Raw genomic sequence first — 23,973 nt, forward strand, 5'->3', positions numbered from 1 at the left:
TTATCCTTTACTCCCGCCGCTGGTAAGACCGCTGACCAGCGTTTTCTGCAACCAGATGGCAATAAACAGAGGCGGCACCGACGCCAGAATGCCAATCGCTGCAATCAGCCCGTCATCGGTGGCGCGTCCGGCGGTGAAGCCGGCAATCGCGACCGGCAGGGTCTGTGCCGAAATATTGCTGGTGAACAGCAGCGCATAGAAAAACTCATCCCAGGCGAGCAGCCAGCCAAACAGTGCCGCGGCACCCAGTACCGGCTTCGCCAGCGGCAGCGTGATACGCAGCAGGACCTGCCAGAAGCGCAGGCCATCCAGCCGTGCCGCCTGTTCGATATCGCGCGGCAGCGAGTCAAACTGATTCTTCAGCATCCAGGTCAGAAACGGCAGGATCAGCGAGCAGTAGACCATCACCAGACCGGGACGGGTGTTGAGCAGCCCCAGCTGTTGCAGCAGAAAGTAGAGCGGCAGCACAAACGCCACCGGCGGCACCATGTAGATCGCCAGTGCGCCGGAAAGCCAGGCATCGCGACCGCTGTAGCGTGAGAAGCTGAACGCCGCCGGTATCGCCAGCAGCAGCGAAATCGCCGTGGCGACCGTCGCGACCAGCAGGCTGTTGCCCAGTGCATGCAGGAAAATGTTGCCCGGCTGGTTGGGAGCCAGCGAAACCAGCCCCTGATAGCGACTGAAATCCCACTGGCGTGGCAGCCATTCCAGAGGCAGGCGGGAGAGATCGCTGGCGGAGCTGACGCTCATCAGAAACAGCCAGCCCATCGGGGCCAGAATGCTGATGGCGACCAGCAACGCCGCGCCGTAACGCAGCACCCGGCGCAGTTTAGTTTTCATAAGCGGAACTCCGGCGGCGCTGATGCCATAACATCAGCAGGTAAAGCGTGATTAGCAGAGCGCACATCAGGGTCATCAGGATCGCGTAAGCGGCACCGCTGCCGGCACGCAGGTAGCTGAAGGACTCCTGATAGACAAAAAAGCTCAGGGTTTTGGTACTGTCCACCGGCCCGCCGCGCGTCATCACGTAGATAATGTCAAAGATCTTAAAGGCATCGATGGTACGTAACACCAGCGCGACGCCCAGCGAAGCAACAATCGCCGGGAAGGTAATGGCGCGGAAACGCCGCCAGGCAGATGCGCCATCCAGCCGTGCCGCCTCAAACAGATCTTCAGGGATCGACTGCAGCGCTGCCAGCACCAGCAGCGTAACCAGCGGATAGTTTTTCCAGATATCTGCAAACATCACCGCATTGAGCGCCGCGTCCGGCGAGCCCAGCCAGCTGCGATAGCCATCAATAATGCCGAGCTGGCTGAGCAGGGCGTTGATGCTGCCGTAATCGGGATTAAAGTTGAGCCGCCACATCATGGCGTTGACGATGGTCGGCAGCGCCCACGGCAGAATCACCAGCACCCGCAGCACGTTGCGCCCGACGAATTTCTGATTCAGCAGCAGCGCTACCAGCACGCCAATGACGCCTTCAAAGGTGACAGACACCAGCGTGAAGTAGAGCGTGCGCCAGATAGATGCCCGAAAGTCGGGATCGCTCAGCGCATAGAGGTAGTTTTCCAGCCCAATCCAGGCAGGCGTTTCACCGCTGCCAATCAGCGCAGCATCGGTAAAGCTTAGCCAGATGGTGCGCAGCAGGGGCCAGGCGGTTAACAGCAGCATCACCAGCAGCATGGGTGCCAGCAGCACCCATGCCTGACGCTGTTCGCGTTGACGCAGACTCAGCATCATGACTCCTTAACGCAGCCGGGCGGCGCTTTTGTCCACCGTCGCCATCGCGTCCTGTGCCGGGGTTTTACTCAGCAAGACCTGCTGTAACTGTTGCTGCAGCTGGTTCGACAGGCGGGAATAGTCGGCGGTTTCAGGACGTGACAGCATCACGTTTAGCGATTTGTCCGCTGCGGCAATCAGGCTCTCCTGATCCTTTTTCACCGCCTCGTCCTGATAAGAGGATTTCCAGATCGGCAGGCTGAGCTTCGCATACTGGTTTTGCACCGGCTGCGAAGTCATGTACTGAATATACTGCCACGCCTCGTTAGCATGCGTGCTGCCTTTGGTGATCCCCAGACCCATCGAACCATTCACCGCACCCACTTTTCCTGGCGCATCACCCGGCGCAGGCATGATGCCAACATTACCGGCTACTTTGCTCTGCTTAGGGTCGTTTGCCATGTTGTACATGTAGGTCCAGTTGAGCGCGAACGCCGCATCGCCATTCGAAAACGATTTGCGCACGTCCTCTTCCAGATATTCACGGGAAGCCGGATTACTCAGGCCGTCATCGAGCGAGCTTTTCATCAGGTTCAGCGCCTTGAGTGAAGCCGGGCTGGAGAAGTCGAGTTTACCGTTCTGATAGAACTGCCCACCAAAGCCTGATACCAGCGTGGTGTAGTCACATACCAGCGCTTCCGCCTGAGACCAGCTCCAGACCAGCGGGTAAGTCACAATCTTTTTCTCTTTGATAATTTTCGCGTCATCCAGCACCTGCTGCCAGGTCTGTGGCGGCGTGGTGATGCCGGCTTTCGCCAGCATTGCTTTGTTGTAGTAGAGGTATTTGGTATCAAGGATCCACGGCATCCCCAGTGTTTTACCTTTAAAAATCACTGTGTTCATCGCGCCCGGGAAGACTTTCTCTTTCTCCTCTGGCGTAATGCGCGCGCTGACATCCTGCAACAGATCGAAGCGAGTAAATTCCGCTGGCCAGATGGCGTCGAACAGCACCACATCATAGCCATTGCCGCCTGCGCCACGCGCCGCCACAATCTTATCGTGCAGCGCTTCATAGGGAACAAACTCCAGATTGACGGTGACATCCGGATGCTGCTTCTGAAAATTCTGCGTCATCGCGCGAATGTCATTCTCGCTATAGGCCGCCTGGGTCATAAACAGGGCATTAATCTGGCTGGCCGCCACCGCGCTGCCTGCGCTTAACATCAGTAAGGCGGCAAAACCGGCTTTCAGTTGAGGGGTGTAACGCTGTGACATGGTCTTCTCCACTAGTTAGCAACAGGGCAGCAACAGGCTGTCGGTTAATTAAATCAATTTGATTGATTTAATCGGGGGCATAATTCTGGTCAGCGGGTGAACTGACCTGTCAGTATCAAGCAAACGGCGTGCCACAAGATTAAAAACAAAGCAACAGTGCCGTAACAACGCTGAAACTCAGACTGCGCTTTTATGGCAAAATTGCCTATTCTGATGCGCGGGATTTGCGTGCAGGATCAAAGATATTGTTTGCCCGAACGCTATCAGAGAACAATACTGTCGGGTCGCGCTGTAATGGAAAACAACATGAAAACCTCGGGTACAAACCTTGAACATGCGCGGGCGCACAACCGGCGTGTTGTGATTGAAGCCATTCGCCTGCACGGTGAGCTGACCCGTGCCGAACTGGCGCGCATGACGGCACTGACGCCACAGACTGTGTCGAATATCGTGGCGGAACTGGAACAGGCCGGACTGCTGACCAGCCGTCAGCCGCGCCGCAGCGGGCGCGGTCAGCCTTCAATTCCGGTCACACTCAATCCCACCAGTGCCTGGTCGATTGGCATTCATCTTGATCACCAGACGCTCTTGCTGGTGCTGGTCGATCTGAGCGGTGAAGTGCATTTCCGCCGCCTCGTGCTGGTGCAAAAGCCTCAGCCTGCTGCCACCCTGGCGTGCATTGCTGGCGTGCTGGAGGAGATGCGCGCTTTTCTGGGCACGCAGTGGAAAAAGGTACTGGGGATCGGCGTGGTGATGCCGGGACCTTTTGGCGTGGAGGGCATTTCATCCGTCGGGCCGACCACGCTGAACGGCTGGGAGCAGGTGGATATTGAGGCGGAACTCGCCGCCCTCAGCGGCCTGCCGGTAACGCTGGAAAACGACGCCACGGTCGCCGCCATCGGCGAACGCTTTCACGGTACGGCGCGCCATCTTAACTCCTTTATCTATCTCTACATCGGCACCGGACTGGGTGCCGGCATCTTCACCGATGGCCACATCTATACCGGTCATGCTCATAATGCCGGAGAGATTGGCCACATCGTGGTAGAGCCGGGCGGACGTGACTGCTACTGCGGTAATCAGGGTTGCCTGGAACGTTATGTCTCATTACAGGCCGCCTATGAATTCTGTGGTCTCGATCCGATGCGGGCGCTGCCTGAAGATCTGCTGCAGATTGAACCCGCGCGTTTCACCGCCTGGATTGAGAGCGTGATAACGCCGTTGCGTCAGGCAATCAATATTCTGGAATCAGTGTTTGATGCAGAGGCGGTGATTATTGGCGGGATGATGCCTGCGCCGTTGCTGGAGCAGATGGTCGCGCGCCTGCCGCCGCTTTATCAGTCGGTGCGTGGACGTTACCTGTTAGATATGCGACTGAAGACGGGCATGACCGGCAGCGATACCGCTGCGCTGGGGGCCGCAGCGTTACCGATCTTTGATGAATTCAATCCGCAGTTTCAGGTGCTGATGAAGTAGAAAAACGGCGCTGTCGCAGACAACAGCGCCATAAGCATTAACCCGGGTAGATACCGCGATCTTTACGTGCCATCAGGATCCGTTCACACGCCACGATATACGCCGCAGTGCGCAGCGAGCAATCCTTCTCTTTTGACTTCTCCCAAATATGAACCATCGCTTCAGTCATAATCTTATCGGAGCGACGATTGATCTCATCTTCACTCCAGAAGAAGCTGGCCATGTCCTGAACCCATTCGAAGTAGCTGACGGTCACGCCGCCGGCATTACAGACCACATCCGGCACTACGATAATGCCGCGCGTTGCCAGCATGTCATCGGCATCCGGATAGGTCGGGCCGTTTGCGCCTTCCAGCACGATTTTGCAGCTCAGCATCTCTGCGCGCTCGCGGGTAATCTGACCTTCCAGCGCGGCCGGGATCAGGATATCCATCTCAGTGGTCCAGAACGCCTCTTTATCAATGCTTTGCGCACCAGGGAAACCGGCAATCTGCTTGTGGGCGATCTGCCATTCGCTCAGCGCGGCCATATCAATGCCATCTGAATTATAAATCGTCGCCGTATGGTCCTGAATCACCACCACGCGCGCGCCCGCCTCGTCAAACAGGCGTGCTGCTTCGCTGCCAACGTTACCGAAGCCCTGAACCGCCACGCGGGCGCCTTCGATTTCAATACCTGAACGACGAGCTACTTCCCGGCCAGTAATAAACACGCCACGGCCGGTCGCTTTTTCGCGGCCCAGTGAACCGCCCAGGTGAATCGGTTTGCCGGTCACTACACCGGTAATCGTGGTGCCGTGGTTCATGGAGTAGGTATCCATCATCCACGCCATCACTTTGCTGTTAGTGCCGACGTCCGGTGCCGGAATATCTTTTTGCGGTCCAATGATGATGCCGATCTCGCTGGTATAACGACGGGTCAGCCGCTCAAGTTCACCCTCGGAGAGTTTGAAGGGATCGACCCGGATGCCGCCCTTAGCCCCACCGTAAGGCAGGTTAACCGCAGCACATTTAATGGTCATCCACGCAGAGAGCGCCATGACTTCGTTCAGGTCGACAGCCGGGTGATAGCGAATACCACCTTTACCCGGGCCGCGTGAAAGGTTGTGCTGAACGCGATAGCCTTCGAAATGGCGAATCGAACCATCATCCATCTGGAGAGGAATGTCGACAATCAGCGCACGTTTTGGATGCCGCAAAGTATCTATCCAACGTGAAAGGTCGCCCAGATAGGGCGCAACCCGGTCGATTTGCTGTAAGTAGGTGGACCAGGCAGATGTGCTGCTTTCAGACGCATAAGATAACTTATCCATAAAAAACCTTTCTTAATGAAGTTATTTATTGTGTGGAGCCGTGGATGGTAAGCGCATTGTATGGCGCGGACATAATCTAACACTTCTGAAACAAATAAGATGGGATGCCTGCCCTGTAAAAGTGCAGTTGCGCCCCAATTTGGGGCGTGCTCAGTGAATAGATTTTGAGAGATGCCCTTTAAAGGCGAATAATCATGCGATCCAGGTGCGTACTGACTGCATATAAGGGAGGATCTCGCTATCTTTCAATTCTTTGAGGGCGTTCAAAAAGTTAAATAATTGATCTTAACTTCATTGACTTTGGTGCACCAATTAAGTGCATGAGAATAAGTAATCAAAGGATTACCATAAGTAATGGATTGGGCGGGAAATAAGCAATTTAATCATCTGGTTAGATTAAATAAGATTGCTGAGGGCGGGGGAAGACAAACAGCGGGCCAGCGCTGAAAGGCTGGCCCGGAAGATTTATTGGTGCAAAGCCTGTTCGGCTTCTTTCAGCTCTTCACGCGCTTCTGCCAGCTTATCTTCGCGCTTCTGAATCTTGCTGGCACTGCGTCCTTCCGCTTTCGCTTTTGCCAGCTCCTGTTCACGCTCCTGCACCTTAAACTTTTTCTCTGCCACTTTTTCCTGGCGCTGCTTTAACAGGCTCCCTTCAGTGCAGTTCTGATCTACTTCGCGCAGCGCTTTTTCAAGGCCGGCAACCTGATGGGTATTATTGTGCTGGCGGGCGAAGGAAATCTGGGTCTCAATCTCCTGCTTTTTAGCGGCACAACCGGTCAGATTAGATGCCGCATGCGCGGCGGTGAAAGTCAGTGGCAACAGGCAAAGGCTGAGGGTCAGTAAAGTCTTTTTCATCGTAGTCTCGTCAATGAGTCAGGTTGAGGGACCAGTATACGTAGCCACCTTAAGAGATTCTTAACGGAAAAGATTATTTACTGGCGCGGAAAAGCGGGGGAATGGAAAAGCTGCCTGCTGTCAGGCAGCGCTGGAAGAGGAGGTCTGTGAAAAATGCAGATTACGATCAGGTCCACTGAGCATAACCGGAAAACCATCTTCACTCTGCTGTTCAAAATAGTCCTGCATTACCTGACTGATCCCTGCACCACACCACATAACATGATGCTGATGGATGGCGGTTTTAATAGCAGGCTGTCCGGTGGCACGTGAGTCAACCGCGACATTAAAGCCCATCGCCGTCAGACGAATCGCCTCCAGCCAGATTTCTGTTTTATCGAGTACGCTCACTGCTTCCAGAAACAGAGGAACGGACGATTCATTGCGCGATGAGACGCGCATCACTTTGTCCGCCTGCTGCTTGACGGTTTGCTCAAAACGGTGGAGCCGTCGTGATGCGCCCTGACGGTGATCGGCATAAAGCCAGACGCTAAGCGGCCGCAGCAAATTAGTGATTAAATCATCACCGCTGTAGTTACTGGACATGTTGTGCATTTGACGTGAAAGCGACAGCGGTGTGCCAAATTCAAGCTGCCAAAGCATGTCGCCCTTGCGCGCCGCCCAGCCGTAAGTCTTGACCGCTGAGGCGTCCTGCAGACCCTGCCTGATCTCGTTAAGTGTTGCACCGGTTGCCGTTAAACCAACCAGAGTGTGGATTTCGCTAAGATGAGCATTACTCCACTCGTCAGCATTCTGCTGTGATGTCAGTAATCCCTGCTTCATCCAGCGCTTCAGATTCGCGGGATGCGTGCCGGTTATCGCACAAACAGTATCAGTAGTATGAAATTGCATATCGTGCCCTCTGCTGAGGGAAAGGCCGCCGGAATTAACCGGGGATGAACAACCACTATGAACCTTATAATCGTTAATTAACAGCGTTAACGCCTGTTAAAAGCGCAAAACAGCACGCGTCACGCTGCGCTTATTCGGGTTACTGAACAGGTTAAATTCAGCGCGATCAGCAGGTTAAATGCGCTATAACTCATCATAAAAAGACTGTGTATTTATTCAGTAAAGATTCTTTACGCAATTATCTCGTAAAAGCAGCGCTGTTTTGTCCATTTTAAGAGCATGCTGACTTCCCACCCCCTTACATCCGGCCTGCAAACCGCTAAAATAGTCGGTTCTGATGATCAGGAGAAAGAGTGTCCAATGCGTTATCGTTTTACTCTCGCCGTTGTGACGGTTGCTGCTGTACTGACCGGCTGTGCGAAACACGCCGCCAGCGATGCACCAGATGAATTTGCTGCTGGTCCGACACAGATCGATGTCTCACATATCAAGACCCGCGCGGATGATGGTTCCAGTGTATTCCTGACGGTAGATGGTAAAGACGCTGGCAGATTGCCGAATGGTGAAAGCAAACTGCTGCATGTGCCGGCGGGTAAGCATCAGGTGGGGGGATATGTGCCGACGCTGTTTGGTATGGGCCGTGTCACCATTGCGCCAGTTGAAGTGACCACGTCACCTGAAGATGTCAAAAAGGTGGCCTATACGATCACCCGCAACAAAGCGACCTTTGTCGAGAACAAGGGCGAGCAGGGCTGAGTTGATAACGGCGGAGAGCAGCGCTCTCCGCTGGAAAAGCCTGTTATAGACCGAGCTCGCTCAGGGAAGGATGGTCATCCGGGCGACGGCCCTGTGGCCAGTGAAACAACCGCTGTTCTTCGCTGATTTTCAGGTCGTTGATGCTGGCATAACGCTGCGTCATCAAACGCCCAGTTCTCGTTTCCATAAGAGCGATACCACTGTAGCTGCTCGTCGTGCCACTCATAGGCAAACCGCACTGCAATCCGGTTCTGGTCAAAACTCCACAGCTCTTTAATCAGCCGATACTGCTGCTCTCGCTGCCATTTTTGCTGCAGGAACGCGACAATATCTGCCCGGCCGGTCAGAAAGGTATCGCGATTACGCCATCGGCTATCTGTCGAATAGGCCAGCGCGACACGTTCAGCATCCCGACTGTTCCAGCCATCTTCAGCGAGCCGTACTTTTTCTATTGCCTGTTCAGGCCGTGTAAATGGCGGTAGGGGCGGGCGTAAATTTTCCAACTTTCTCTCCTTAACGGCGCGGGCAAATGCGTTATACGCATCTATGACAGGTTAATCAGAGGTCGAGCGCGTGGATCTGACAGACAGCGCGTGCCGCTTCCTGACCCTTTTTAACAAAGTGCTGGGTATAGAAGTCGATGAATTCTGCCGATGGCTGGAAATTGTGTGGGGTCAGTGACACGGAGAAGACGGGCACGTTAGTCGTCAGCTGCGCCTGCATCAGACCACTCACGACCGCCTGAGCGACGAAATCATGGCGATAGATGCCGCCATCCACCACCAGTGCCGCACAGACAATCGCATCGTAATTGCCGGTCTGTGCCAGACGTTGCGCCAGCAGCGGCATTTCAAAAGCGCCAGGAACATCCCATGTTTTAATCTCGTATGAGGCACCGCGACTTTCCAGTTCCTGTTCAAACCCGGTCAGAACCTGAGAAACGATTTCGCTGTGCCAGTTAGCTTTGATAAAGGCGACTTTCAACGGCTGCATGACTTACTCCAGTAATAGATAACATTCAGTGGTAACGAGCCAGACTGAGCCTCAGCACACCGAATCAAAATAGTGAGCATCGCAGGTCAGTAACCTGCTGAGAGCCTTCACTATACTGCAATGTAAAGAGTCTGTGTCCATCAATGTGATTATATGTAAATAACAGATGGCGTCATTAGCCTTACTGGGTGCAGGAAATGTGCGCCTGCCATCGATTAGCTCGCCCTGAACACGCCTTCCAGACCGGAAAACGTCTTCTGCTCCCATGTTTGCGTAACCGGTTCCATTTACATTACTGCTTAAATAAAATACTGGATATTTGAACAGGTGTTTGTATAATAAATGGACTGCCCGCCGGGTATTGGTAGCGTTAGCGAGGGGTGAACCCATGATGATTTCGACTGAAAGCCTCAAATCTCTGGAACAATCGGTCACAATGAGCAGCCGTGAACTGGCTCAGATGACCGGCATTACACACGGAGAAGTGAAGCGGTTAATCAAAAGTCTGGAAACGGCTCAGCGTCTTTCTCAGCCACTCAAAGTAAATGACTATGAGCGGGATGGAGAAGTGCGCCAGGAGTATCGTCTCAGCAAGCGTGACTCTCTGTTGGCTGTAGCGCGTCTTTCCCCCGGCTTTACGGCTGAAGTGCTGGACCGCTGGCAGGATCGTGAAAAAACCACGCATCTGCCTGACTTCACCAACCCGGCTGAAGCGGCTCGCGCATGGGCCGAGCAGTTTGAACAGCGTCAGGCAGCGGAGCAGCAGCTGGCCCTCTCGGCTCCCAAGGCGGCGTTCTTTGATAGCTTCGTAGAAGTTGACGACTCGCTGGGTTTTCGTCAGCTCTGCAAGATGCTGAAAGTGAAAGAGCCGGAGTTCCGCCAGTTTCTGCTGGAGCGCAACATCATGTACCGCGCCAAAGGAACGCTGACGCCGCAACACTACCATCTGCAGGCGGGCTACTTTACGCTGCATACCGGTACCGGTGAAAACCAGCACGCGTTTTCTCAGGCGCGCTTCACCTCAAAAGGGGTGAAATGGGTAGCGAGTCTGTGGGCGGGACATCTCTCTGCTCAGCCTAAAGGTGCAGCCGCGTAACTTCACCTCTGGCTTTCCTGACGGTCGCCTGCACGCAACCCGTGCCGACAGGCGTGCAGATGAAAAATGCAGAATAAAAAAGGCCGCATCAGAGTGCGGCCTTTATTGATCGTTCAGGATCGATTACCGGGCGGTTTACCAGCCTTTAATGGCGTCACCCTTATAGACTTCTTCCGCTTTGGCCGCAACTTCCGGTGACTGCAGCGCAGACTTCAGCTTCTGAATTTTGTCGCTGTCTTTATTATCTTCACGTGATACCAGTGCATTGACGTAAGGCGACGAGGCACTTTCCATAAATAAACCATCGCGGTGTGCTGATAATCCAGCCTGAGCCGAGAAGTTGGTATTGATGATGGATAAAGAGACGTTTGGATCGTCTAACGTGCGGGTCAGCTGTGGCGTGTCCACTTCAACCAGCTTCAGATTTTTTGGATTTTCGATGATATCCAGTGAGGTCGGTAAATAACCCACACCGTCTTTCAGTTTAATCAGACCCTGCGCCTGAAGTAACAGCAGGCTGCGTCCCAGCGTGGTCGCCTCGTTAGAGATAGTAACGGTCGCACCATTCTGCAGTTCACTGATGTTTTTGATTTTGTGCGAATAGGCCGCAATCGGGAACACGAAAGTCTTGCCTACCACCGCAAATTTATAGCCGCGCTCTTTCGACTGATCTTCAAGATAAGGCAGGCTCTGGAAGGCGTTGGCATCAACCTCTTTGTTATTCAGTGCTTCGTTTGGCAGCACATAATCATTGAAGTTAAGAACTTCGACATCGAGCTTGTATTTATCTTTAGCAACCTGCTGTACCACCTGCCAGATTGCTTCATCCGGCCCGGTATTAATCGCGACTTTAACTTTGTTATCGTCGTCTTTAGAGCAGGCGGATAATAATAAAACAGAACTGGCGAGTAATGCCGTAAACAAACCTTTCATTATCAGAAATCCCTCAGATAGTAGATGGCTTCAAAGATAATACAGAACGCAAAGGTTGCGTACTGACGGTGGAATATATCTTATAACCGCAAAGCACATTTCGAACATTAATTAACCATCCACTCTGCTGGCCCGATCATTCCCGCTATTTTTTCTGCACTGGCTGACTGATCGTTTACTGATTCATCACGTATGAAACCCTCAGCACCATTTTCTTCTACGCTTATTGCTCAGTCACTACTGGCATTCTATTGAGTAACAACAGGGATTAACCATGTCAAAGCAGGATAACGAAATTAACGCGGTCGAAGTGATGCGCAGCAGCCAGGCCTGGAACGGTGAGGTGATAAATGCTTATCCCACTGGCGAACCTGAACTGACAGTGATGCGACTGTCACTGCCTGCTCATACGTCATTGCCCTGGCACACCCACCCGATGCCGAATACGGCGTTTATTCTTTCTGGCGAACTGATTGTTGAGGATAAAGAGAGCGGCGAACAGCGCACGTTTACAGCAGGTGAAGCTCTGAATGAAACGGTTAATAGCGCGCATCGTGGTTATACTCTGGATGAACCTGCTGAATTGGTGATCACCTATGCAGGAGTAAAAGGGCAGGAACTGACCGAGCCGCTGCCGGGAGAACCTGAAGAGTTTTAAGTAGCGGCGTTTGCCATAACACATGACGGCAGTGTTTTCGCTGCCGTTGCTAACCTCTGAAATAAACCCCGCCCGGATTTGATTCGGATCAGTAAACGGTGGGTCTGCACAGACCAGGATTAACGTTCTTTGCTCCAACCACACCCACAATGTAAAAGGATTTTTTCATGGATAAGAATGTTGCCCTGCTGCTCGCGCCCGGTTTTGAAGAAGCTGAAGCCATCATCACGCTCGATATTCTTTCACGTCTGGGCATTCGCGTGACCACTGTGGCCTGTCAGCCCTACAGGGAAGTCACCAGCTATCATCAGGTGAAGGTCGTGGCCGATGAGCTGCTGGAGGAGAATCGCGAGCGGCAGTTTGATGCGGTGATTGTGCCAGGCGGTCCGGACGGCAGCAAAAATCTGTCAGCGAATGCTGCGGTGATCGATTTTATTCGCCGACATGATGAAGCGGGTCGTCTGGTCTGCCCAATCTGTTCCGCAGCGGCCAGAGTGCTGGCACCTCACGCGCTTTTGAAGGGACGGCGTTATGTCAGTTCCGGTACCTCTTCAGAGGGGGTGACCGATGGCGTTTACGTTAATGCATCGGTTGTGAAAGATGGCAATCTGCTGAGCGGACAGGATCTGGGCGCGGCGTTTGATTTCGCCTTCGCCATTGCTTTTACTCTGACAGGTGAGGGCGACAAAGCCACTGAACAGGCGGAACACATCAGTCACAAGCTTAAAGTGGATTTCGCTAAGCTCTGATTTGATTTGGCGCCCCCGAAGCGGCAGGCTGACGGGGCGCACAGTAATTGAAAAAGCGCTTTTTATTCACAACCAAATCCCGCATCCCGCAATACCCTTTTTGCCTGATCTGAACCTAAGAACGTCGCCAGCCTTTGCGCCTGTGGCTTGATGACCGCACAGGCATAGCGTGCAACAGGATTAACAGCCGCCGGAATATTCACTACCGTCAGCCCGGCAATCCGGCTCAGGGCTGTCTGATAGCTGGCATAGCCGATAAACAGATCCGCCATATCCGCCTGAATAATCCACTCCGCTGCCAGCCTGCCTGCGGGAATGGCTGCTGAGTCACGCCCGCCAACCAGCGCGAGGGCGCGCTGGCGCACCGCTTCACCGGCGTTACCCATCCGGGAGAAAAGAATCTGCGTATAGTCACCCGACGGGTCGGCACCATGTGTGGACGTGGCGATTCGCAGCGAGTCACGGGTGAGCAACGTATACCAGTCGTCTCCAGGAAGAAGACAATCGCTGCGCACCGTAATGCAGAGCCGGTTGGTGGCAAACGGCATGACTGCCAGCGCGCGTCCGGCAGCCCGCAGCGTCTGCGGATGATCTTCACTGGCTGAAGCAAAGAGGTCGCACCGCTCACCAGCCTCAATCCGTTCGCGGAGCAGGCCAGCCGGACCAAAACGGGTTTCAACCGGCTCCGGAAAGGACGCCATTAGTGTTGGCCAGACGCCTTTCAGGCTGCCCGCCGCCAGTACCTTCATTACTCTGGACCCTGATAAGTGGTGCGATAAAAACGCTGATACCAGCGGTTAGCCAGCTTGTTCATGTCGACATCCTGAAACTTCTGCGAATAGAGTTTTTTTGCCATCCACAGTTCGCCAAGCCCCATTGCTTCCGGCATCGGATAGCCCCAAGCTTTGGCGTAGTCCGGCATCAGATAAACGCGATGGTTTTTGACCGCGTCAATCGCCTGCCATTGTGGAGAGCTGCTGATTTCATTCACGACAGAGGGGTAACGGTCCTGGACAAAAATCACCTGCGGATCCCAGGCGATCACCTGCTCCATCGACACGGTTTTAAATCCTTTCACGGTCGCCGCGGCGACATTAACCGCTCCCGCATGCTGCATCATCAGACCGGTATATTTCCCGGAGCCATAAGTAGTCAGTTGCGGATTGGCTATATAGGCGCGAATACGTTTCTCCGCCGGTATATCTTTCAGGCGGTCGCTGACGATTTTGCGACCCTGATCTGTGGCATCAATCAGCGCTTTCGCTTCGGCGGGTTTGTTGACGATCTCGCCAATCAGCGTAGTGCCTTCGCGCAGACCTTTGTCATAGGCCATTTCCTCATCACTGAGAGTCGGGTTCATTTTGTCCTGTTCACCCGGCAGGTCATGGCGCAGCGAGATAGCCACGACAGGGATCCCCAGCGCGGTAATGCTGTCGATCATCTCATGCGGGGCATAATTGGTGACAAACACCACCTGCGGATGCAGCGCCACCAGTTTCTCCGGATCAACATGCGTCAAATCCCCAAGCACAGCCATATGGTTCAGCTCAGGGGCCAGTCGCGCATAGCCGTCGCCGAGTTGCTGCTTCCAGTTCGCCATCACCCCGACGATTTTATCGGTGGCGTTCATCTGCACCAGCAGGTTCAGCGTCTGGTGCTGAAGCACAACAATGCGGTCAACGTGGTCAGGAATCGAAACCTGACGGCCAATCTGGTCGGTGATCTGGCGCGATGCCTGAGAAGAGAGTGGAAGGAGTATCAGTAAACCGAATGTGCATGTCTGCCAGAAGCGCTTCATTAACTATCCTCGAAAATCGTTATGCATTTTATTATATAGCGATAGGTGATCTGCGTCACGGTCTGGGTCATTATTTTGGGAAAGCAGCAGGTAGAAAAAGAGACTGACTGCGCATATCGCCCTTATCCCCCGCACAGCACTGATTATGTGCAATGCCCGTTGCTGGTTCACCATCCCGGTGCCTTCTGTGCCGAAAACCGTCTACATTGCTGATATTAATGGCTTTAATTTCTGGCACGCCATTTGCTGAAGTCTTAGCAGTAAGCAGCGTATGACACATTGATAGCAAATAGCTGGCTAGGGTTCCGGTTCACGCAGGTGAATGTCTGGTCCGAGAGCTGGCGACCTCTGCGAGGTTACACGGCGGGACAAAAGCCCGGGAGACAGCGGCACCATCTGGTGTCCTGCGCTGCTCCCGTTTTTTTGTGCTAACCAGAGGTCAACCATGAAGAAATCCCCCCTCCTGACGCTGATTCTTTCGCTGACGCTGCTGGTCAGCGCGCCGTCTTTCGCCGCCGTTAAAAAAGAGTTCAACATCTGCTGGACCATTTACGCGGGCTGGATGCCCTGGGGCGCCATCAGCAATGAGAAGATCATTGATAAATGGGCCAGCAAATATGGCATTAAAATCCATATCACTCAGCTCAATGACTACATCGAGTCGATCAACCAGTACACCGCCGGGCAGTTCGACGGCTGCACTATGACGAATATGGATGCCCTGACCATTCCTGCAGCCGGCGGCATTGATAGCACGGCGTTGATCACCGGCAGTTATTCCGATGGAAACGACGGCGTAGTGCTGAAAGGCGAAAACAAAAAGCTCAGCGATCTGAAAGGGATGTCGGTCTATCTGCCTGCGCTGTCGGTGTCGCACTATCTGCTGGTCCGCGGGCTGGAGAAGGCCGGACTGCAGGAAAAAGACGTTAAAGTTGTAAATACCTCCGATGCCGATATCGTCTCAGCGTTCGGCACCAGCAACGTTAAAGCGGCTGTGGCCTGGAACCCGCAGCTTTCGGTCATCAAAAAGACGCCGCAGACGACAGAAGTGTTCAGCTCATCGGCCGTGCCGGGCGAGTTAATTGACATGATGGTGGTCAATACCGACACCCTGAAAGATAACCCCGCACTCGGCAAGGCGCTGACCGGTGCCTGGTTTGAGATGATGGCGAAGATGCAGGCCGGAGACACCCAGGCGCTGAGTGCCATGGCGGCCGATTCAGGTACGGACCTCGCCGGTTATAAGGCGCAGCTGAAAACCACCCACCTGTTCTGGACCCCTGCCGAAACCCAGACCTTTGTCTCATCCCCTGAACTGGCGAAAACCATGCAGCGCGTCGCTGCGTTCTCCTTTGATAAAGGATTGCTGGGCGAGGGCGCGCAAAGCGCTGACTTCATCGGCATGCGCTTCCCGGGCAACGCCACCGTCGGCGACACCGCAAACATCAAACTGCGCTTTGACGACAGCTATCTGAAGCTGGCCGCTGCGGGCAAGCTGTAATCACCGGACTCAGGAGTATTTGGCATGCGCCACATCAACCGCTATCCCCGGCAGGGAATGCGCCTGACGCTGATGCTGTTACCGTTTGTATTGCTGATCGCCGCGTGGTTTATCAGTTCGGCAGTGCGTCTGGAGGCGAATCCCCACGACAAACTGCTGCCCGGCCTGTCGCAGATGATCGCGGCCATCGACCGGATGGCGTTCACGCCGGACAAGCGCAGCGGGGAGTATCTGCTGTGGGCGGATACGTGGATTAGCTTAACCCGTCTGCTGACTGGCCTGGCGCTCTCTTCGGTAATTGGCTTGTGCATCGGCATCGCTGCGGGCGTTTTTCCGATGACCCGCGCGGCGCTGTCACCTTTCATGACCGTGGTGTCGATGATCCCGCCGCTGGCGCTGCTGCCAATGCTGTTTATCGTCTTCGGGCTGGATGAGCTGTCAAAAGTGATGCTGATCGTCATTGGCATCACACCAATGCTGGCGCGCGATCTGGAGCATCGGGCGCGGGAAATCCCCGCAGAGCTGTTTATCAAAGCGCAAACCCTGGGAGCGAACAGCTGGACGGTGGTGCTGCGGGTCGTGCTGCCGCAGCTGTTATCCCGGCTGATTACGTCGCTGCGTCTGCTGCTGGGATCGGCATGGCTCTTTCTGATCTCCGCCGAAGCCATCTCCGCGACCGCCGGGCTGGGTTATCGCATCTTCCTCGTCCGCCGCTATATGGCGATGGATGTGATCATTCCTTATGTCATCTGGATCACGCTGCTGGCGTGGCTGATGGACCTCGCGCTGCGTCGGCTGCACAAAGCCTGTTTCCCCTGGGCGGAAGGAGGCCGGGAATGAGTTTTATCGATATCAAAAATATCTGGCAGGAGTATGGCGACCACGTGGTGCTGGAGCGCATCAATCTGCAGGTTAAAGAGGGCGAATTCTGTTCGCTGGTAGGCGCGTCCGGCTGCGGTAAATCGACATTTTTACGCCTGCTGCTCGGTCAGGAGAAGCCGACGCGGGGATCAATCACGCTGAACGGTGAGCAACTGCCCGGAGAGCCGGATCGCAGCCGTGGCGTGGTGTTTCAGCGCTATTCGGTTTTCCCTCATCTCAACGTGCTGGATAACGTCGCCATTGGCCTCGAACTTCCGGCGTCACCTCTTAAAGGCCGGTTATTTGGTGCCCGAAAACGCCAGGCACGCGAACAGGCTAAACAGATGCTGGAGAAAGTCGGGCTGGGCCATTCGCTGGATAAATATCCGGCGCAGCTTTCCGGCGGAATGCAGCAGCGGCTGGCGATTGCGCAGGCGTTTGTGATGCAGCCACGCGTGCTGCTGCTGGACGAGCCGTTTGGCGCGCTGGATCCCGGCATCCGCAAAGATATGCATGCGCTGCTGCTCCAGCTGTGGAGCGAAACCCGGATGACGGTCTTTATGGTCACGCACGACCTTGCCGAAGGTTTCAATCTCGGCACCCGGCTGCTGGTGTTCGACAAGGTGCGCATCGACCCGCAGGCCCCCAATGCGTGGGGCGCGCGTATCACCTACGACATCCCGCTTAATGAGACGCGGCTGTCACAGCTGGCGACCGGCAGCAGAAACAACATTTACCCTTTAAAGGAGACCGCTAAATGACAGAACTTTTTCATTCAGCCCCGAGCCTGCGCGAAGAGCTGCTGCCCGGTGGCGCGCATACCTCACTGATTCTGCGTAAAGGGCAGATCCTGCGTCTGACCGATATCGAAGGCGGCGCCAATGTCAGCATGATGATGCTCAATCCGCACGAGAAAAGTGAACGGCTCAATCTGCCGGATACCCTGAAAGGTCAGCACACCGCACGCCTGACCACCGGCCACTGTTTCTACTCCGACATGGGGCGCGTGATGGCCGCGATCGTTGCCGATAGCTGCGGCTGGCACGACCCGTTTGGCGGCGTACTCAACGCGGCGGAAACACAGGAGAAGTACGGTGCCGGTCGCTATCAGGAGTTGCGCAACGGCTTCTATCGCAACGGCGTGGATAATCTGCTGGTTGAGATGGGCAAATGGGATTTGGGTCTGGAAGATCTGCTGATGGTCGTCAACTTTTTCAGCAAGGTTACGGTTGATGGGCAGGGCCGTTTCGGGTTCAGCACGGACAACAGCCGCGCGGGGGATTTCGTTGAGCTTTACGCGCCCATGGACGTGCTGATGGTGCTGACCGCGCTGCCACATCCGCAGGATCCGGCCACTGACTATCATCCCCGTCCGGTCCAGCTGAGCTGGTATCAGGCCGACGATATGCAGGCCGTCAGTGAGGCGATCGTTAACCGCGGCGAAAACCAGCGTGCATTTCACAACACTCAACTTTTTGCCCTGTAAGGAGGCTGCGATGACCGTTGTCCATTCTGATCGTCGTCCTGAAGATGCCGTCTATCGGCACGTGATCCCGGCAGGCGAGCCGTGGCTGTTCGAAGTCAAAAAAGGGCAAACGCTGCGACTGCTCGACCTCGAAGGCAATCAGGCGATAGATACCCTGTTTTACAACACCGACAACCCGCGTGAACGCTACGATCCTCAGCGCACGCTGCGTCGTCAGGGCAAGGTCTATCTGACCACCGGCAGCGTGCTCTATTCGAATCTCGGCAATCCGTTGCTGACGATCGTCGCCGACACCTGCGGTCGCCACGATACCCTGGGAGGCGCCTGCTCCCAGGAGAGCAACACCGTGCGCTATGCCCACGATAAACGCGACATGCACAGCTGTCGGGATAACTTCCTGTGCGCCTGTCTGCATGATGGCCGTCTGCACAAGCGGGATATCGGCGCCAACATCAACTTTTTCATGAACGTTCCGGTCACGCCTGAAGGCGGTCTGACCTTCGAAGACGGCTTATCTGCGCCCGGAAAATATGTCGACCTGGTAGCCGAATGCAACGTAATGGTGCTGATCTCCAACTGTCCGCAACTGAATAACCCCTGCAACGGCTGGAACCCGACGCCCGCCGAAGTGCTGGTGTGGAACTGAGCCAGCCCTCTGAACTTCTCTGGCCACCTTTTTAGTGCCGGTCAGCCCCGGGGACGGCCCCAGGGAATATCGAATTTTGCGGGACGACCCGCATCCCTGAGAGTTCGCCTATGTTTGATACCTTACTGATTGCTAATCGCGGCGCGATCGCCTGTCGCATCCTTCGCACGCTGCGTGCCATGCAGGTGAAAGGCGTCGCCGTTTATTCCGAAGCCGACCTGAGCAGCTTACATATTCGCGAGGCGGATGACGCACTGAGCCTTGGCGAAGGCCCGGCCGCACAAACCTATCTGGTGACGGAAAAAATCATCGCCGCCGCGCAGCAGAGCGGGGCAAAAGCGATCCATCCGGGCTACGGTTTTCTTTCCGAAAACGCCGCCTTTGCGGAAGCGTGCGAGGCCGCCGGTCTGATTTTTGTCGGTCCCACGCCGCAGCAGTTACGGACCTTTGGCCTGAAACATACGGCCCGCGCGCTGGCGAAGGCTGAAGGCGTGCCGTTGCTGGAGGGCAGTGAACTGCTGGCGGATGTCAGCGAAGCCCGCCGCGCCGCAGAGCGTGTCGGCTATCCGGTGATGCTGAAAAGCACGGCGGGCGGTGGCGGCATTGGCATGCGCGTCTGCGGTGATGCGAATGAACTGTCAGACGCGTTTGAAACCGTACAGCGTCTCGGCCAGAACAACTTCAGCGACGCAGGGGTGTTTCTCGAAAAATATATCGAACGTGCCCGTCATCTTGAGGTGCAGATTTTCGGTGACGGAAAGGGCGAGGTTATCGCGCTGGGCGTGCGCGACTGCTCGGTTCAGCGACGTAATCAGAAAGTGATCGAAGAGACGCCTGCGCCGAATCTGCCCGCGGGCATGGCTGAATCGCTTTGCGCGGCAGCCATCGCGCTGGGTAAAGCGGTGAATTATCGCAGTGCCGGAACGGTAGAGTTTGTCTATGACAGCGCGGCGCAGCAGTTCTATTTTCTCGAAGTGAACACCCGGCTTCAGGTGGAACATGGCGTAACGGAGCAGGTCTGGGGCGTTGACCTGGTGCAGTGGATGATTAAGCTGGCGGCGGGGGATTTACTTCCGCTGGATCAGTTAGCGACCAGATTGAAGCCTAGTGGTCATGCTGTTCAGGCGAGAATATACGCAGAAGATCCGGGGCGGCAGTTCCAGCCTTCACCCGGGCTGTTAACCGAAGTCCGCTTCCCGGCGGCTGAGGGGAAAACCCTGCGCATTGACCGCTGGGTGGAAGCGGGATGCGAAGTTCCTCCTTTCTTCGACCCGATGCTGGCAAAAGCGATTGCCTGGCGTCCAACCCGCGACGAAGCAATCGCCACCCTGGCGCAGGCACTGGCGGAGACTCAATTCTATGGCGTGGAGACGAATCGCCTCTATCTGTTGCAGATTTTAGCCTTTGCGCCCTTTATCGCGGGGGAGCCCTGGACCCGCTGCCTGGAACAACTCAGCTATCAGGCGGCGACCGTTGAGGTGCTGAGTGCCGGAACCCAGACCAGCATTCAGGACTATCCAGGACGCCTAGGATACTGGGCAGTCGGTGTCCCGCCGTCGGGGCCAATGGATGATCGCGCGCTGCGCTTCGGCAATCGTCTGCTGGGGAATGCAGAGGGTGACGCAGCGCTGGAAATCACCCTGAACGGCCCCACCCTGAAATTTAACACTGAGATTCAGGCGGTGATCTGTGGTGCGCCGCTCAGTGCCACGCTGGATGGGGTCGCGCAATCAATGGACTCCATATTTACTATCCCGGCCGGGTCAACGCTGAAGCTGGGCGCGATGAATGGCGCGGGCGTCAGGAGCTATCTCTGCCTGAGCGGGGGTATTCAGGTGCCGGACTATTTAGGCAGCAAAAGCACCTTTACCCTTGGTCAGTTTGGTGGACATGCAGGACGGGCGCTGCGAAGCGGTGACGTGCTGCATCTTGCTCCGCGAACCGTGAGCGCAACCGAATCAGAACTGCCGGTTGGACTGCGTACAGATCTTGCCGCAGTGCGCTCGCTGAGAGTCATTTATGGCCCCCACGGCGCGCCTGAGTTCTTTTCGCCGGATTATATTGAGACCTTCTTTGCCACCGAATGGGAAGTGCATTTTAACTCCAGCCGTACCGGCGTGCGCTTGATTGGACCAAAGCCTGTCTGGACCCGTGACAGCGGTGGCGAAGCCGGACTGCACCCATCAAATATTCATGACAATCCCTACGCCATCGGCGCAGTCGATTTTACCGGCGATATGCCGGTGATCCTGGGGCCTGATGGTCCCAGCCTGGGGGGATTCGTCTGCCCGGTCACAGTAATCGAAGCGGATCTCTGGCAACTGGGGCAGTTGAAAGCGGGTGACAAAGTACAGTTTTTTGCGGTCGATATTCCCACTGCCCGGCGACTGGCTGAGGGCCGACGCACCGAGCTGACCACACTCCAGCCGCAGGAAACTGACTGGCAGCCTGCGCCGCTGATGTCGCCCATTGTGATGACCTCTGGTGAAGCAGATAAACGTCTGGTTGCACGTCTCTCAGGCGATACACATCTGCTCATGGAAGCCGGTGAGCCGGAGCTGGATTTGGTGCTGCGTTTTCGCATTCACGCGTTAATGCAGGCGCTGGAAGCGCAATCCCGTGACGGTATTATTGATATCACGCCAGGGATACGCTCGCTGCAAATCCATTTTCAGCCGGAGACGCTGACGCTCGATGTACTGCTGGCATGGGTGCGCGGGGAGTGGGGAACAGTCTGCATGAGTGATGACCTTCAGGTTCCGACACGCGTGGTGCATCTGCCGCTCTCCTGGGATGATCCGGCCTGTCAGAAGGCCATCGAGAAATATATGACTACCGTGCGTCAGGATGCGCCGTGGTGCCCGAGCAATCTTGAGTTCATTCGGCGGATAAACGATCTGCCGGATGAGCAGGCCGTCTGGAATACCGTATTTGAAGCCAGCTATCTGGTGATGGGACTGGGCGATGTCTATCTCGGCGCGCCGGTCGCTACGCCGCTGGATCCCCGCCATCGGCTGGTCACAACCAAATATAACCCGGCCCGAACCTGGACGGCAGAAAACTCGGTTGGTATCGGCGGCGCTTATCTGTGTGTTTATGGCATGGAGGGGCCTGGCGGCTATCAGTTTGTCGGCCGCACACTGCAGATGTGGAATCGATATCATGAAGTGGCTGACTTTGGCGGTAAACCCTGGCTGCTGCGCTTTTTCGATCAGATTCGTTTTTATCCGGTTTCAGCGAATGAACTGCTGCAGATTCGTCGGGATTTTCCGCTCGGCCGCTATCCGCTGCGCATTGAGCACAGCACGCTGCGGCTGGCGGAGTATCAGGATTTCCTCGCCCATGAAGCGGAAAGTATCAGCCGGTTTCGCGATCATCAGCAAGGCGCGTTTAATGCTGAGCGTGATCGCTGGATAGCCAGCGGCCAGGCCCATTTCGACAGCCAGGAAACCAGGGCGGATGAAGGCGGCGACGCGCCGCTGCAGCCTGGCGAGCAGGGAATTGAAAGCCCGGTCTCAGGCAATTTATGGCAGGTACAGGCGACGGCAGGCAGCCGGGTCAGGGAAGGGGAGATCCTTGTGGTGCTGGAGTCAATGAAGATGGAGATCCCGCTTCTGGCCCCATGCGACGGAATTATTCAGCAGGTCAACGTGCAGCCTGGCAGCGCAGTCCGTGCAGGGCAACGGGTAGCGGTCATTCTGGACGAAAAGGTTAAAGGATAATGGACGCCTCACAGCCTGGGTGACATCGCCGCACAGTGATAACCGGATGAATGCGCCCGCTCAGGCACGCTGGCGGGCGCAGACGCAAAATGTTGTGGGATCTGTTGTCATGGTAACTCAGCTGTTTTTCTCGCCTGACAAAGGGTGAAACCCAGCCTGTTGCCCGGCATGTCCGGTACATTATCGCACCCCAGGAACACACTCGGGCTTCGCGGAATGGGGCACGTTTCAACCGCGACAGCCCAGGCCCGCGCCCCGGAATATAAAATTCATAAAAGCGAGAAGGCAGCCCGATGCTAAAAGATCGGGTGCAGCCATCCCATGAATGGATCCCTTCAAAGTTTCAGACTGATGTGGCAGCAATCTTCATATTGAGTGTTTCCGTAATGGTATCCACAAAAGGCTTAATATTCTCAGCATTTCGTTTTCTCCCCGGAATATCGATGTGGAAGGTATCGGTGAGGGTGCCAGGCGTTCCGGTCATCAGCAGAATGCGATCGCAGAGCATAACGGCCTCTTCAACATTATGCGTGACCAGTACCATCGCTTTTGTTTTAATTTTCTGATGTTGCCATAAATGCATAAACTCCTGACGCAATTTATGGCCGGTATAAATGTCCAGTGCAGAAAAGGGCTCATCCAGTAACAGCAATTGCGGTTCTACCGCCAGCGCACGGGCAAAACCAATGCGCTGACGCATGCCGCCCGAGAGCTCTTTTGGCCAGGCATCGGCATAACCCGCAAGTCCGATGAGATCGATCATATCAACCGTACGACGATTAACCTCATCAACAGGCAGGCCCAGAGCCTGCAGGCCAAAGGCAATATTATCAAACACGGTGAGCCAGGGAAAAAGCGCAAAAGACTGGAATACCATACTGGCGTCAGGGCACGGACCTTTTACAGGCAGATCGTTGCACACCACTGAGCCGGAAGTAGGTGCTTCCAGACCGGCGATAATGCGCAAAAGCGTGGATTTTCCCGAACCGGACTTTCCTAACAGCGCGACGATCTCATTTTCATGGACATTGAAGTTAATATTTTCCAGTACATCCAGAGTGTGTCGCTCCCGGCGAAAGGATTTGGCGACATTTTTGATTTCTAATACGGTGCGTAGATTTTTCATAATCATTTCTCTTGGTAACAGGCTTCAGAATGGGTCAGTCATATTTGAACCGGGTTTCGGCATAACGATACAGGGGCTTCCAGATGAAAATAACGCACAGGGCAACCAGCACGCACATC

General features: G+C 55.1%; 22 protein-coding genes, 1 pseudogene and 1 riboswitch. Of the genes and pseudogenes, 11 read left to right on the forward strand and 12 right to left on the reverse strand.

Annotated elements, in window-relative coordinates; all coding sequences use genetic code 11:
* Genes BY447_RS21925 through BY447_RS21935 form a run of 3 tightly spaced genes read right to left on the reverse strand, consistent with a single transcriptional unit; the run spans nt 1 to nt 2,995 of the window.
* Nucleotides 1-840: a carbohydrate ABC transporter permease gene (locus BY447_RS21925; RefSeq protein ID WP_110332236.1), complete on the reverse strand. Its 840-nt coding sequence runs from the start codon at nt 838-840 to the stop codon at nt 1-3.
* Nucleotides 830-1,738, reverse strand: a complete 909-nt coding sequence (locus BY447_RS21930) for a carbohydrate ABC transporter permease (RefSeq protein WP_110332237.1) — start codon at nt 1,736-1,738, stop codon at nt 830-832. The genes BY447_RS21925 and BY447_RS21930 overlap by 11 nt, the downstream gene beginning before the upstream one ends.
* A 9-nt stretch (nt 1,739-1,747) precedes the next feature.
* Nucleotides 1,748-2,995: an extracellular solute-binding protein gene (locus BY447_RS21935; protein ID WP_110332238.1), complete on the reverse strand. Its 1,248-nt coding sequence runs from the start codon at nt 2,993-2,995 to the stop codon at nt 1,748-1,750.
* 306 nt (nt 2,996-3,301) lie between these two features.
* On the opposite strand from BY447_RS21935, the gene BY447_RS21940 reads away from it, so the two are divergent.
* The gene (locus BY447_RS21940) at nt 3,302-4,471 is read left to right on the forward strand and encodes an ROK family transcriptional regulator (protein ID WP_033785102.1); all 1,170 of its coding nucleotides are present in this window, start codon (nt 3,302-3,304) and stop codon (nt 4,469-4,471) included.
* A 37-nt stretch (nt 4,472-4,508) separates the two neighbouring features.
* On the opposite strand, the gene BY447_RS21945 is transcribed toward BY447_RS21940, so the two are convergent.
* The 3 genes from BY447_RS21945 to BY447_RS21955 all read right to left on the reverse strand — a co-directional run bounded on the left by BY447_RS21945 (nt 4,509) and on the right by BY447_RS21955 (nt 7,529).
* Complete coding sequence (locus BY447_RS21945) at nt 4,509-5,783, reverse strand: Glu/Leu/Phe/Val family dehydrogenase (RefSeq protein WP_033785101.1); 1,275 nt, start codon at nt 5,781-5,783, stop codon at nt 4,509-4,511.
* A gap of 465 nt (nt 5,784-6,248) precedes the next feature.
* Nucleotides 6,249-6,638, reverse strand: coding sequence for a DUF1090 domain-containing protein (locus BY447_RS21950; protein WP_033785099.1), 390 nt, complete (start codon nt 6,636-6,638; stop codon nt 6,249-6,251).
* A gap of 120 nt (nt 6,639-6,758) precedes the next feature.
* Nucleotides 6,759-7,529 carry a MerR family transcriptional regulator gene (locus BY447_RS21955; RefSeq protein ID WP_013196278.1) on the reverse strand — a complete coding sequence of 257 codons (771 nt, stop codon included), beginning with the start codon at nt 7,527-7,529 and terminating at the stop codon, nt 6,759-6,761.
* Between the two features lie 360 nt (nt 7,530-7,889).
* Between BY447_RS21955 and BY447_RS21960 the strand changes: the two genes are divergently transcribed.
* Nucleotides 7,890-8,285 carry a hypothetical protein gene (locus BY447_RS21960; RefSeq protein ID WP_041456513.1) on the forward strand — a complete coding sequence of 132 codons (396 nt, stop codon included), beginning with the start codon at nt 7,890-7,892 and terminating at the stop codon, nt 8,283-8,285.
* A 43-nt stretch (nt 8,286-8,328) separates the two neighbouring features.
* Here the strand turns inward: BY447_RS21960 and BY447_RS21965 are convergent.
* Nucleotides 8,329-8,788, reverse strand: a pseudogene (locus tag BY447_RS21965) (DUF1348 family protein).
* A gap of 55 nt (nt 8,789-8,843) precedes the next feature.
* Nucleotides 8,844-9,278, reverse strand: a complete 435-nt coding sequence (locus tag BY447_RS21970; RefSeq protein ID WP_033735722.1) for a 6,7-dimethyl-8-ribityllumazine synthase — start codon at nt 9,276-9,278, stop codon at nt 8,844-8,846.
* A 388-nt stretch (nt 9,279-9,666) separates the two neighbouring features.
* On the opposite strand from BY447_RS21970, the gene BY447_RS21975 reads away from it, so the two are divergent.
* The gene (locus BY447_RS21975; RefSeq protein ID WP_013196273.1) at nt 9,667-10,374 is read left to right on the forward strand and encodes a phage antirepressor KilAC domain-containing protein; all 708 of its coding nucleotides are present in this window, start codon (nt 9,667-9,669) and stop codon (nt 10,372-10,374) included.
* Nucleotides 10,375-10,509: 135 nt separating this feature from the next.
* Here BY447_RS21975 and BY447_RS21980 read toward each other — a convergent pair whose 3' ends face one another.
* Nucleotides 10,510-11,307, reverse strand: a complete 798-nt coding sequence (locus tag BY447_RS21980) for a MetQ/NlpA family ABC transporter substrate-binding protein (RefSeq protein ID WP_013196271.1) — start codon at nt 11,305-11,307, stop codon at nt 10,510-10,512.
* Between the two features lie 274 nt (nt 11,308-11,581).
* On the opposite strand from BY447_RS21980, the gene BY447_RS21985 reads away from it, so the two are divergent.
* Nucleotides 11,582-11,965 (forward strand): cupin domain-containing protein, encoded by a 384-nt coding sequence (locus tag BY447_RS21985; RefSeq protein ID WP_110332239.1) that lies wholly within the window; start codon nt 11,582-11,584, stop codon nt 11,963-11,965.
* Nucleotides 11,966-12,132: 167 nt separating this feature from the next.
* Nucleotides 12,133-12,714 carry a DJ-1/PfpI family protein gene (locus BY447_RS21990; RefSeq protein ID WP_110332240.1) on the forward strand — a complete coding sequence of 194 codons (582 nt, stop codon included), beginning with the start codon at nt 12,133-12,135 and terminating at the stop codon, nt 12,712-12,714.
* A 62-nt stretch (nt 12,715-12,776) separates the two neighbouring features.
* On the opposite strand, the gene BY447_RS21995 is transcribed toward BY447_RS21990, so the two are convergent.
* The gene (locus BY447_RS21995; protein WP_110332241.1) at nt 12,777-13,463 is read right to left on the reverse strand and encodes a molybdate ABC transporter substrate-binding protein; all 687 of its coding nucleotides are present in this window, start codon (nt 13,461-13,463) and stop codon (nt 12,777-12,779) included.
* On the reverse strand, nt 13,463-14,512 hold the full coding sequence (locus BY447_RS22000) for an ABC transporter substrate-binding protein (protein ID WP_110332242.1): 1,050 nt from the start codon (nt 14,510-14,512) through the stop codon (nt 13,463-13,465). Before BY447_RS22000 ends, BY447_RS21995 begins: the two co-directional genes overlap by 1 nt.
* Before the next feature lie 286 nt (nt 14,513-14,798).
* A riboswitch (guanidine-I (ykkC/yxkD leader) is annotated at nt 14,799-14,897 on the forward strand.
* 60 nt (nt 14,898-14,957) lie between these two features.
* Here BY447_RS22000 and BY447_RS22005 point away from each other — a divergent pair.
* From BY447_RS22005 to uca, 6 genes are all read left to right on the forward strand, one after another.
* Nucleotides 14,958-16,013, forward strand: coding sequence for a putative urea ABC transporter substrate-binding protein (locus BY447_RS22005; RefSeq protein WP_110332243.1), 1,056 nt, complete (start codon nt 14,958-14,960; stop codon nt 16,011-16,013).
* A gap of 24 nt (nt 16,014-16,037) precedes the next feature.
* Nucleotides 16,038-16,853 (forward strand): ABC transporter permease, encoded by an 816-nt coding sequence (locus BY447_RS22010; protein WP_110332244.1) that lies wholly within the window; start codon nt 16,038-16,040, stop codon nt 16,851-16,853.
* Nucleotides 16,850-17,635 (forward strand): ABC transporter ATP-binding protein, encoded by a 786-nt coding sequence (locus BY447_RS22015; RefSeq protein ID WP_110332245.1) that lies wholly within the window; start codon nt 16,850-16,852, stop codon nt 17,633-17,635. The genes BY447_RS22010 and BY447_RS22015 overlap by 4 nt, the downstream gene beginning before the upstream one ends.
* The gene (locus tag BY447_RS22020) at nt 17,632-18,360 is read left to right on the forward strand and encodes an urea amidolyase associated protein UAAP1 (protein WP_095707790.1); all 729 of its coding nucleotides are present in this window, start codon (nt 17,632-17,634) and stop codon (nt 18,358-18,360) included. Before BY447_RS22015 ends, BY447_RS22020 begins: the two co-directional genes overlap by 4 nt.
* Before the next feature lie 10 nt (nt 18,361-18,370).
* Nucleotides 18,371-19,006 (forward strand): urea amidolyase associated protein UAAP2, encoded by a 636-nt coding sequence (locus BY447_RS22025; protein ID WP_033785086.1) that lies wholly within the window; start codon nt 18,371-18,373, stop codon nt 19,004-19,006.
* Nucleotides 19,007-19,116: 110 nt separating this feature from the next.
* Nucleotides 19,117-22,728, forward strand: a complete 3,612-nt coding sequence (uca, locus tag BY447_RS22030; protein ID WP_110332246.1) for an urea carboxylase — start codon at nt 19,117-19,119, stop codon at nt 22,726-22,728.
* A 343-nt stretch (nt 22,729-23,071) separates the two neighbouring features.
* Here uca and BY447_RS22035 read toward each other — a convergent pair whose 3' ends face one another.
* Nucleotides 23,072-23,854, reverse strand: coding sequence for an ABC transporter ATP-binding protein (locus BY447_RS22035; RefSeq protein WP_323859531.1), 783 nt, complete (start codon nt 23,852-23,854; stop codon nt 23,072-23,074).
* Nucleotides 23,855-23,973 lie beyond the last annotated feature (119 nt).

The sequence above is a fragment of the Pantoea sp. JKS000250 genome, assembly GCF_003201065.1.
Lineage (GTDB): Bacteria > Pseudomonadota > Gammaproteobacteria > Enterobacterales > Enterobacteriaceae > Pantoea > Pantoea vagans.

What these genes read in the sequence shown, in the direction of transcription:
- BY447_RS21985 (WP_110332239.1), top strand. Translation starts at nt 11,582, where the DNA reads ATGTCAAAGCAGGATAACGAAATTAACGCGGTCGAAGTGATGCGCAGC.
- BY447_RS22000 (WP_110332242.1), bottom strand. Translation starts at nt 14,512, where the DNA reads ATGAAGCGCTTCTGGCAGACATGCACATTCGGTTTACTGATACTCCTT.
- BY447_RS22010 (WP_110332244.1), top strand. Translation starts at nt 16,038, where the DNA reads ATGCGCCACATCAACCGCTATCCCCGGCAGGGAATGCGCCTGACGCTG.
- BY447_RS22005 (WP_110332243.1), top strand. Translation starts at nt 14,958, where the DNA reads ATGAAGAAATCCCCCCTCCTGACGCTGATTCTTTCGCTGACGCTGCTG.
- uca (WP_110332246.1), top strand. Translation starts at nt 19,117, where the DNA reads ATGTTTGATACCTTACTGATTGCTAATCGCGGCGCGATCGCCTGTCGC.
- BY447_RS22035 (WP_323859531.1), bottom strand. Translation starts at nt 23,854, where the DNA reads ATGAAAAATCTACGCACCGTATTAGAAATCAAAAATGTCGCCAAATCC.
- BY447_RS21935 (WP_110332238.1), bottom strand. Translation starts at nt 2,995, where the DNA reads ATGTCACAGCGTTACACCCCTCAACTGAAAGCCGGTTTTGCCGCCTTA.
- BY447_RS22015 (WP_110332245.1), top strand. Translation starts at nt 16,850, where the DNA reads ATGAGTTTTATCGATATCAAAAATATCTGGCAGGAGTATGGCGACCAC.
- BY447_RS22025 (WP_033785086.1), top strand. Translation starts at nt 18,371, where the DNA reads ATGACCGTTGTCCATTCTGATCGTCGTCCTGAAGATGCCGTCTATCGG.
- BY447_RS21975 (WP_013196273.1), top strand. Translation starts at nt 9,667, where the DNA reads ATGATGATTTCGACTGAAAGCCTCAAATCTCTGGAACAATCGGTCACA.
- BY447_RS21950 (WP_033785099.1), bottom strand. Translation starts at nt 6,638, where the DNA reads ATGAAAAAGACTTTACTGACCCTCAGCCTTTGCCTGTTGCCACTGACT.
- BY447_RS21945 (WP_033785101.1), bottom strand. Translation starts at nt 5,783, where the DNA reads ATGGATAAGTTATCTTATGCGTCTGAAAGCAGCACATCTGCCTGGTCC.
- BY447_RS21955 (WP_013196278.1), bottom strand. Translation starts at nt 7,529, where the DNA reads ATGCAATTTCATACTACTGATACTGTTTGTGCGATAACCGGCACGCAT.
- BY447_RS21990 (WP_110332240.1), top strand. Translation starts at nt 12,133, where the DNA reads ATGGATAAGAATGTTGCCCTGCTGCTCGCGCCCGGTTTTGAAGAAGCT.
- BY447_RS21925 (WP_110332236.1), bottom strand. Translation starts at nt 840, where the DNA reads ATGAAAACTAAACTGCGCCGGGTGCTGCGTTACGGCGCGGCGTTGCTG.
- BY447_RS21980 (WP_013196271.1), bottom strand. Translation starts at nt 11,307, where the DNA reads ATGAAAGGTTTGTTTACGGCATTACTCGCCAGTTCTGTTTTATTATTA.
- BY447_RS21995 (WP_110332241.1), bottom strand. Translation starts at nt 13,463, where the DNA reads ATGAAGGTACTGGCGGCGGGCAGCCTGAAAGGCGTCTGGCCAACACTA.
- BY447_RS21940 (WP_033785102.1), top strand. Translation starts at nt 3,302, where the DNA reads ATGAAAACCTCGGGTACAAACCTTGAACATGCGCGGGCGCACAACCGG.
- BY447_RS21970 (WP_033735722.1), bottom strand. Translation starts at nt 9,278, where the DNA reads ATGCAGCCGTTGAAAGTCGCCTTTATCAAAGCTAACTGGCACAGCGAA.
- BY447_RS21960 (WP_041456513.1), top strand. Translation starts at nt 7,890, where the DNA reads ATGCGTTATCGTTTTACTCTCGCCGTTGTGACGGTTGCTGCTGTACTG.
- BY447_RS22020 (WP_095707790.1), top strand. Translation starts at nt 17,632, where the DNA reads ATGACAGAACTTTTTCATTCAGCCCCGAGCCTGCGCGAAGAGCTGCTG.
- BY447_RS21930 (WP_110332237.1), bottom strand. Translation starts at nt 1,738, where the DNA reads ATGCTGAGTCTGCGTCAACGCGAACAGCGTCAGGCATGGGTGCTGCTG.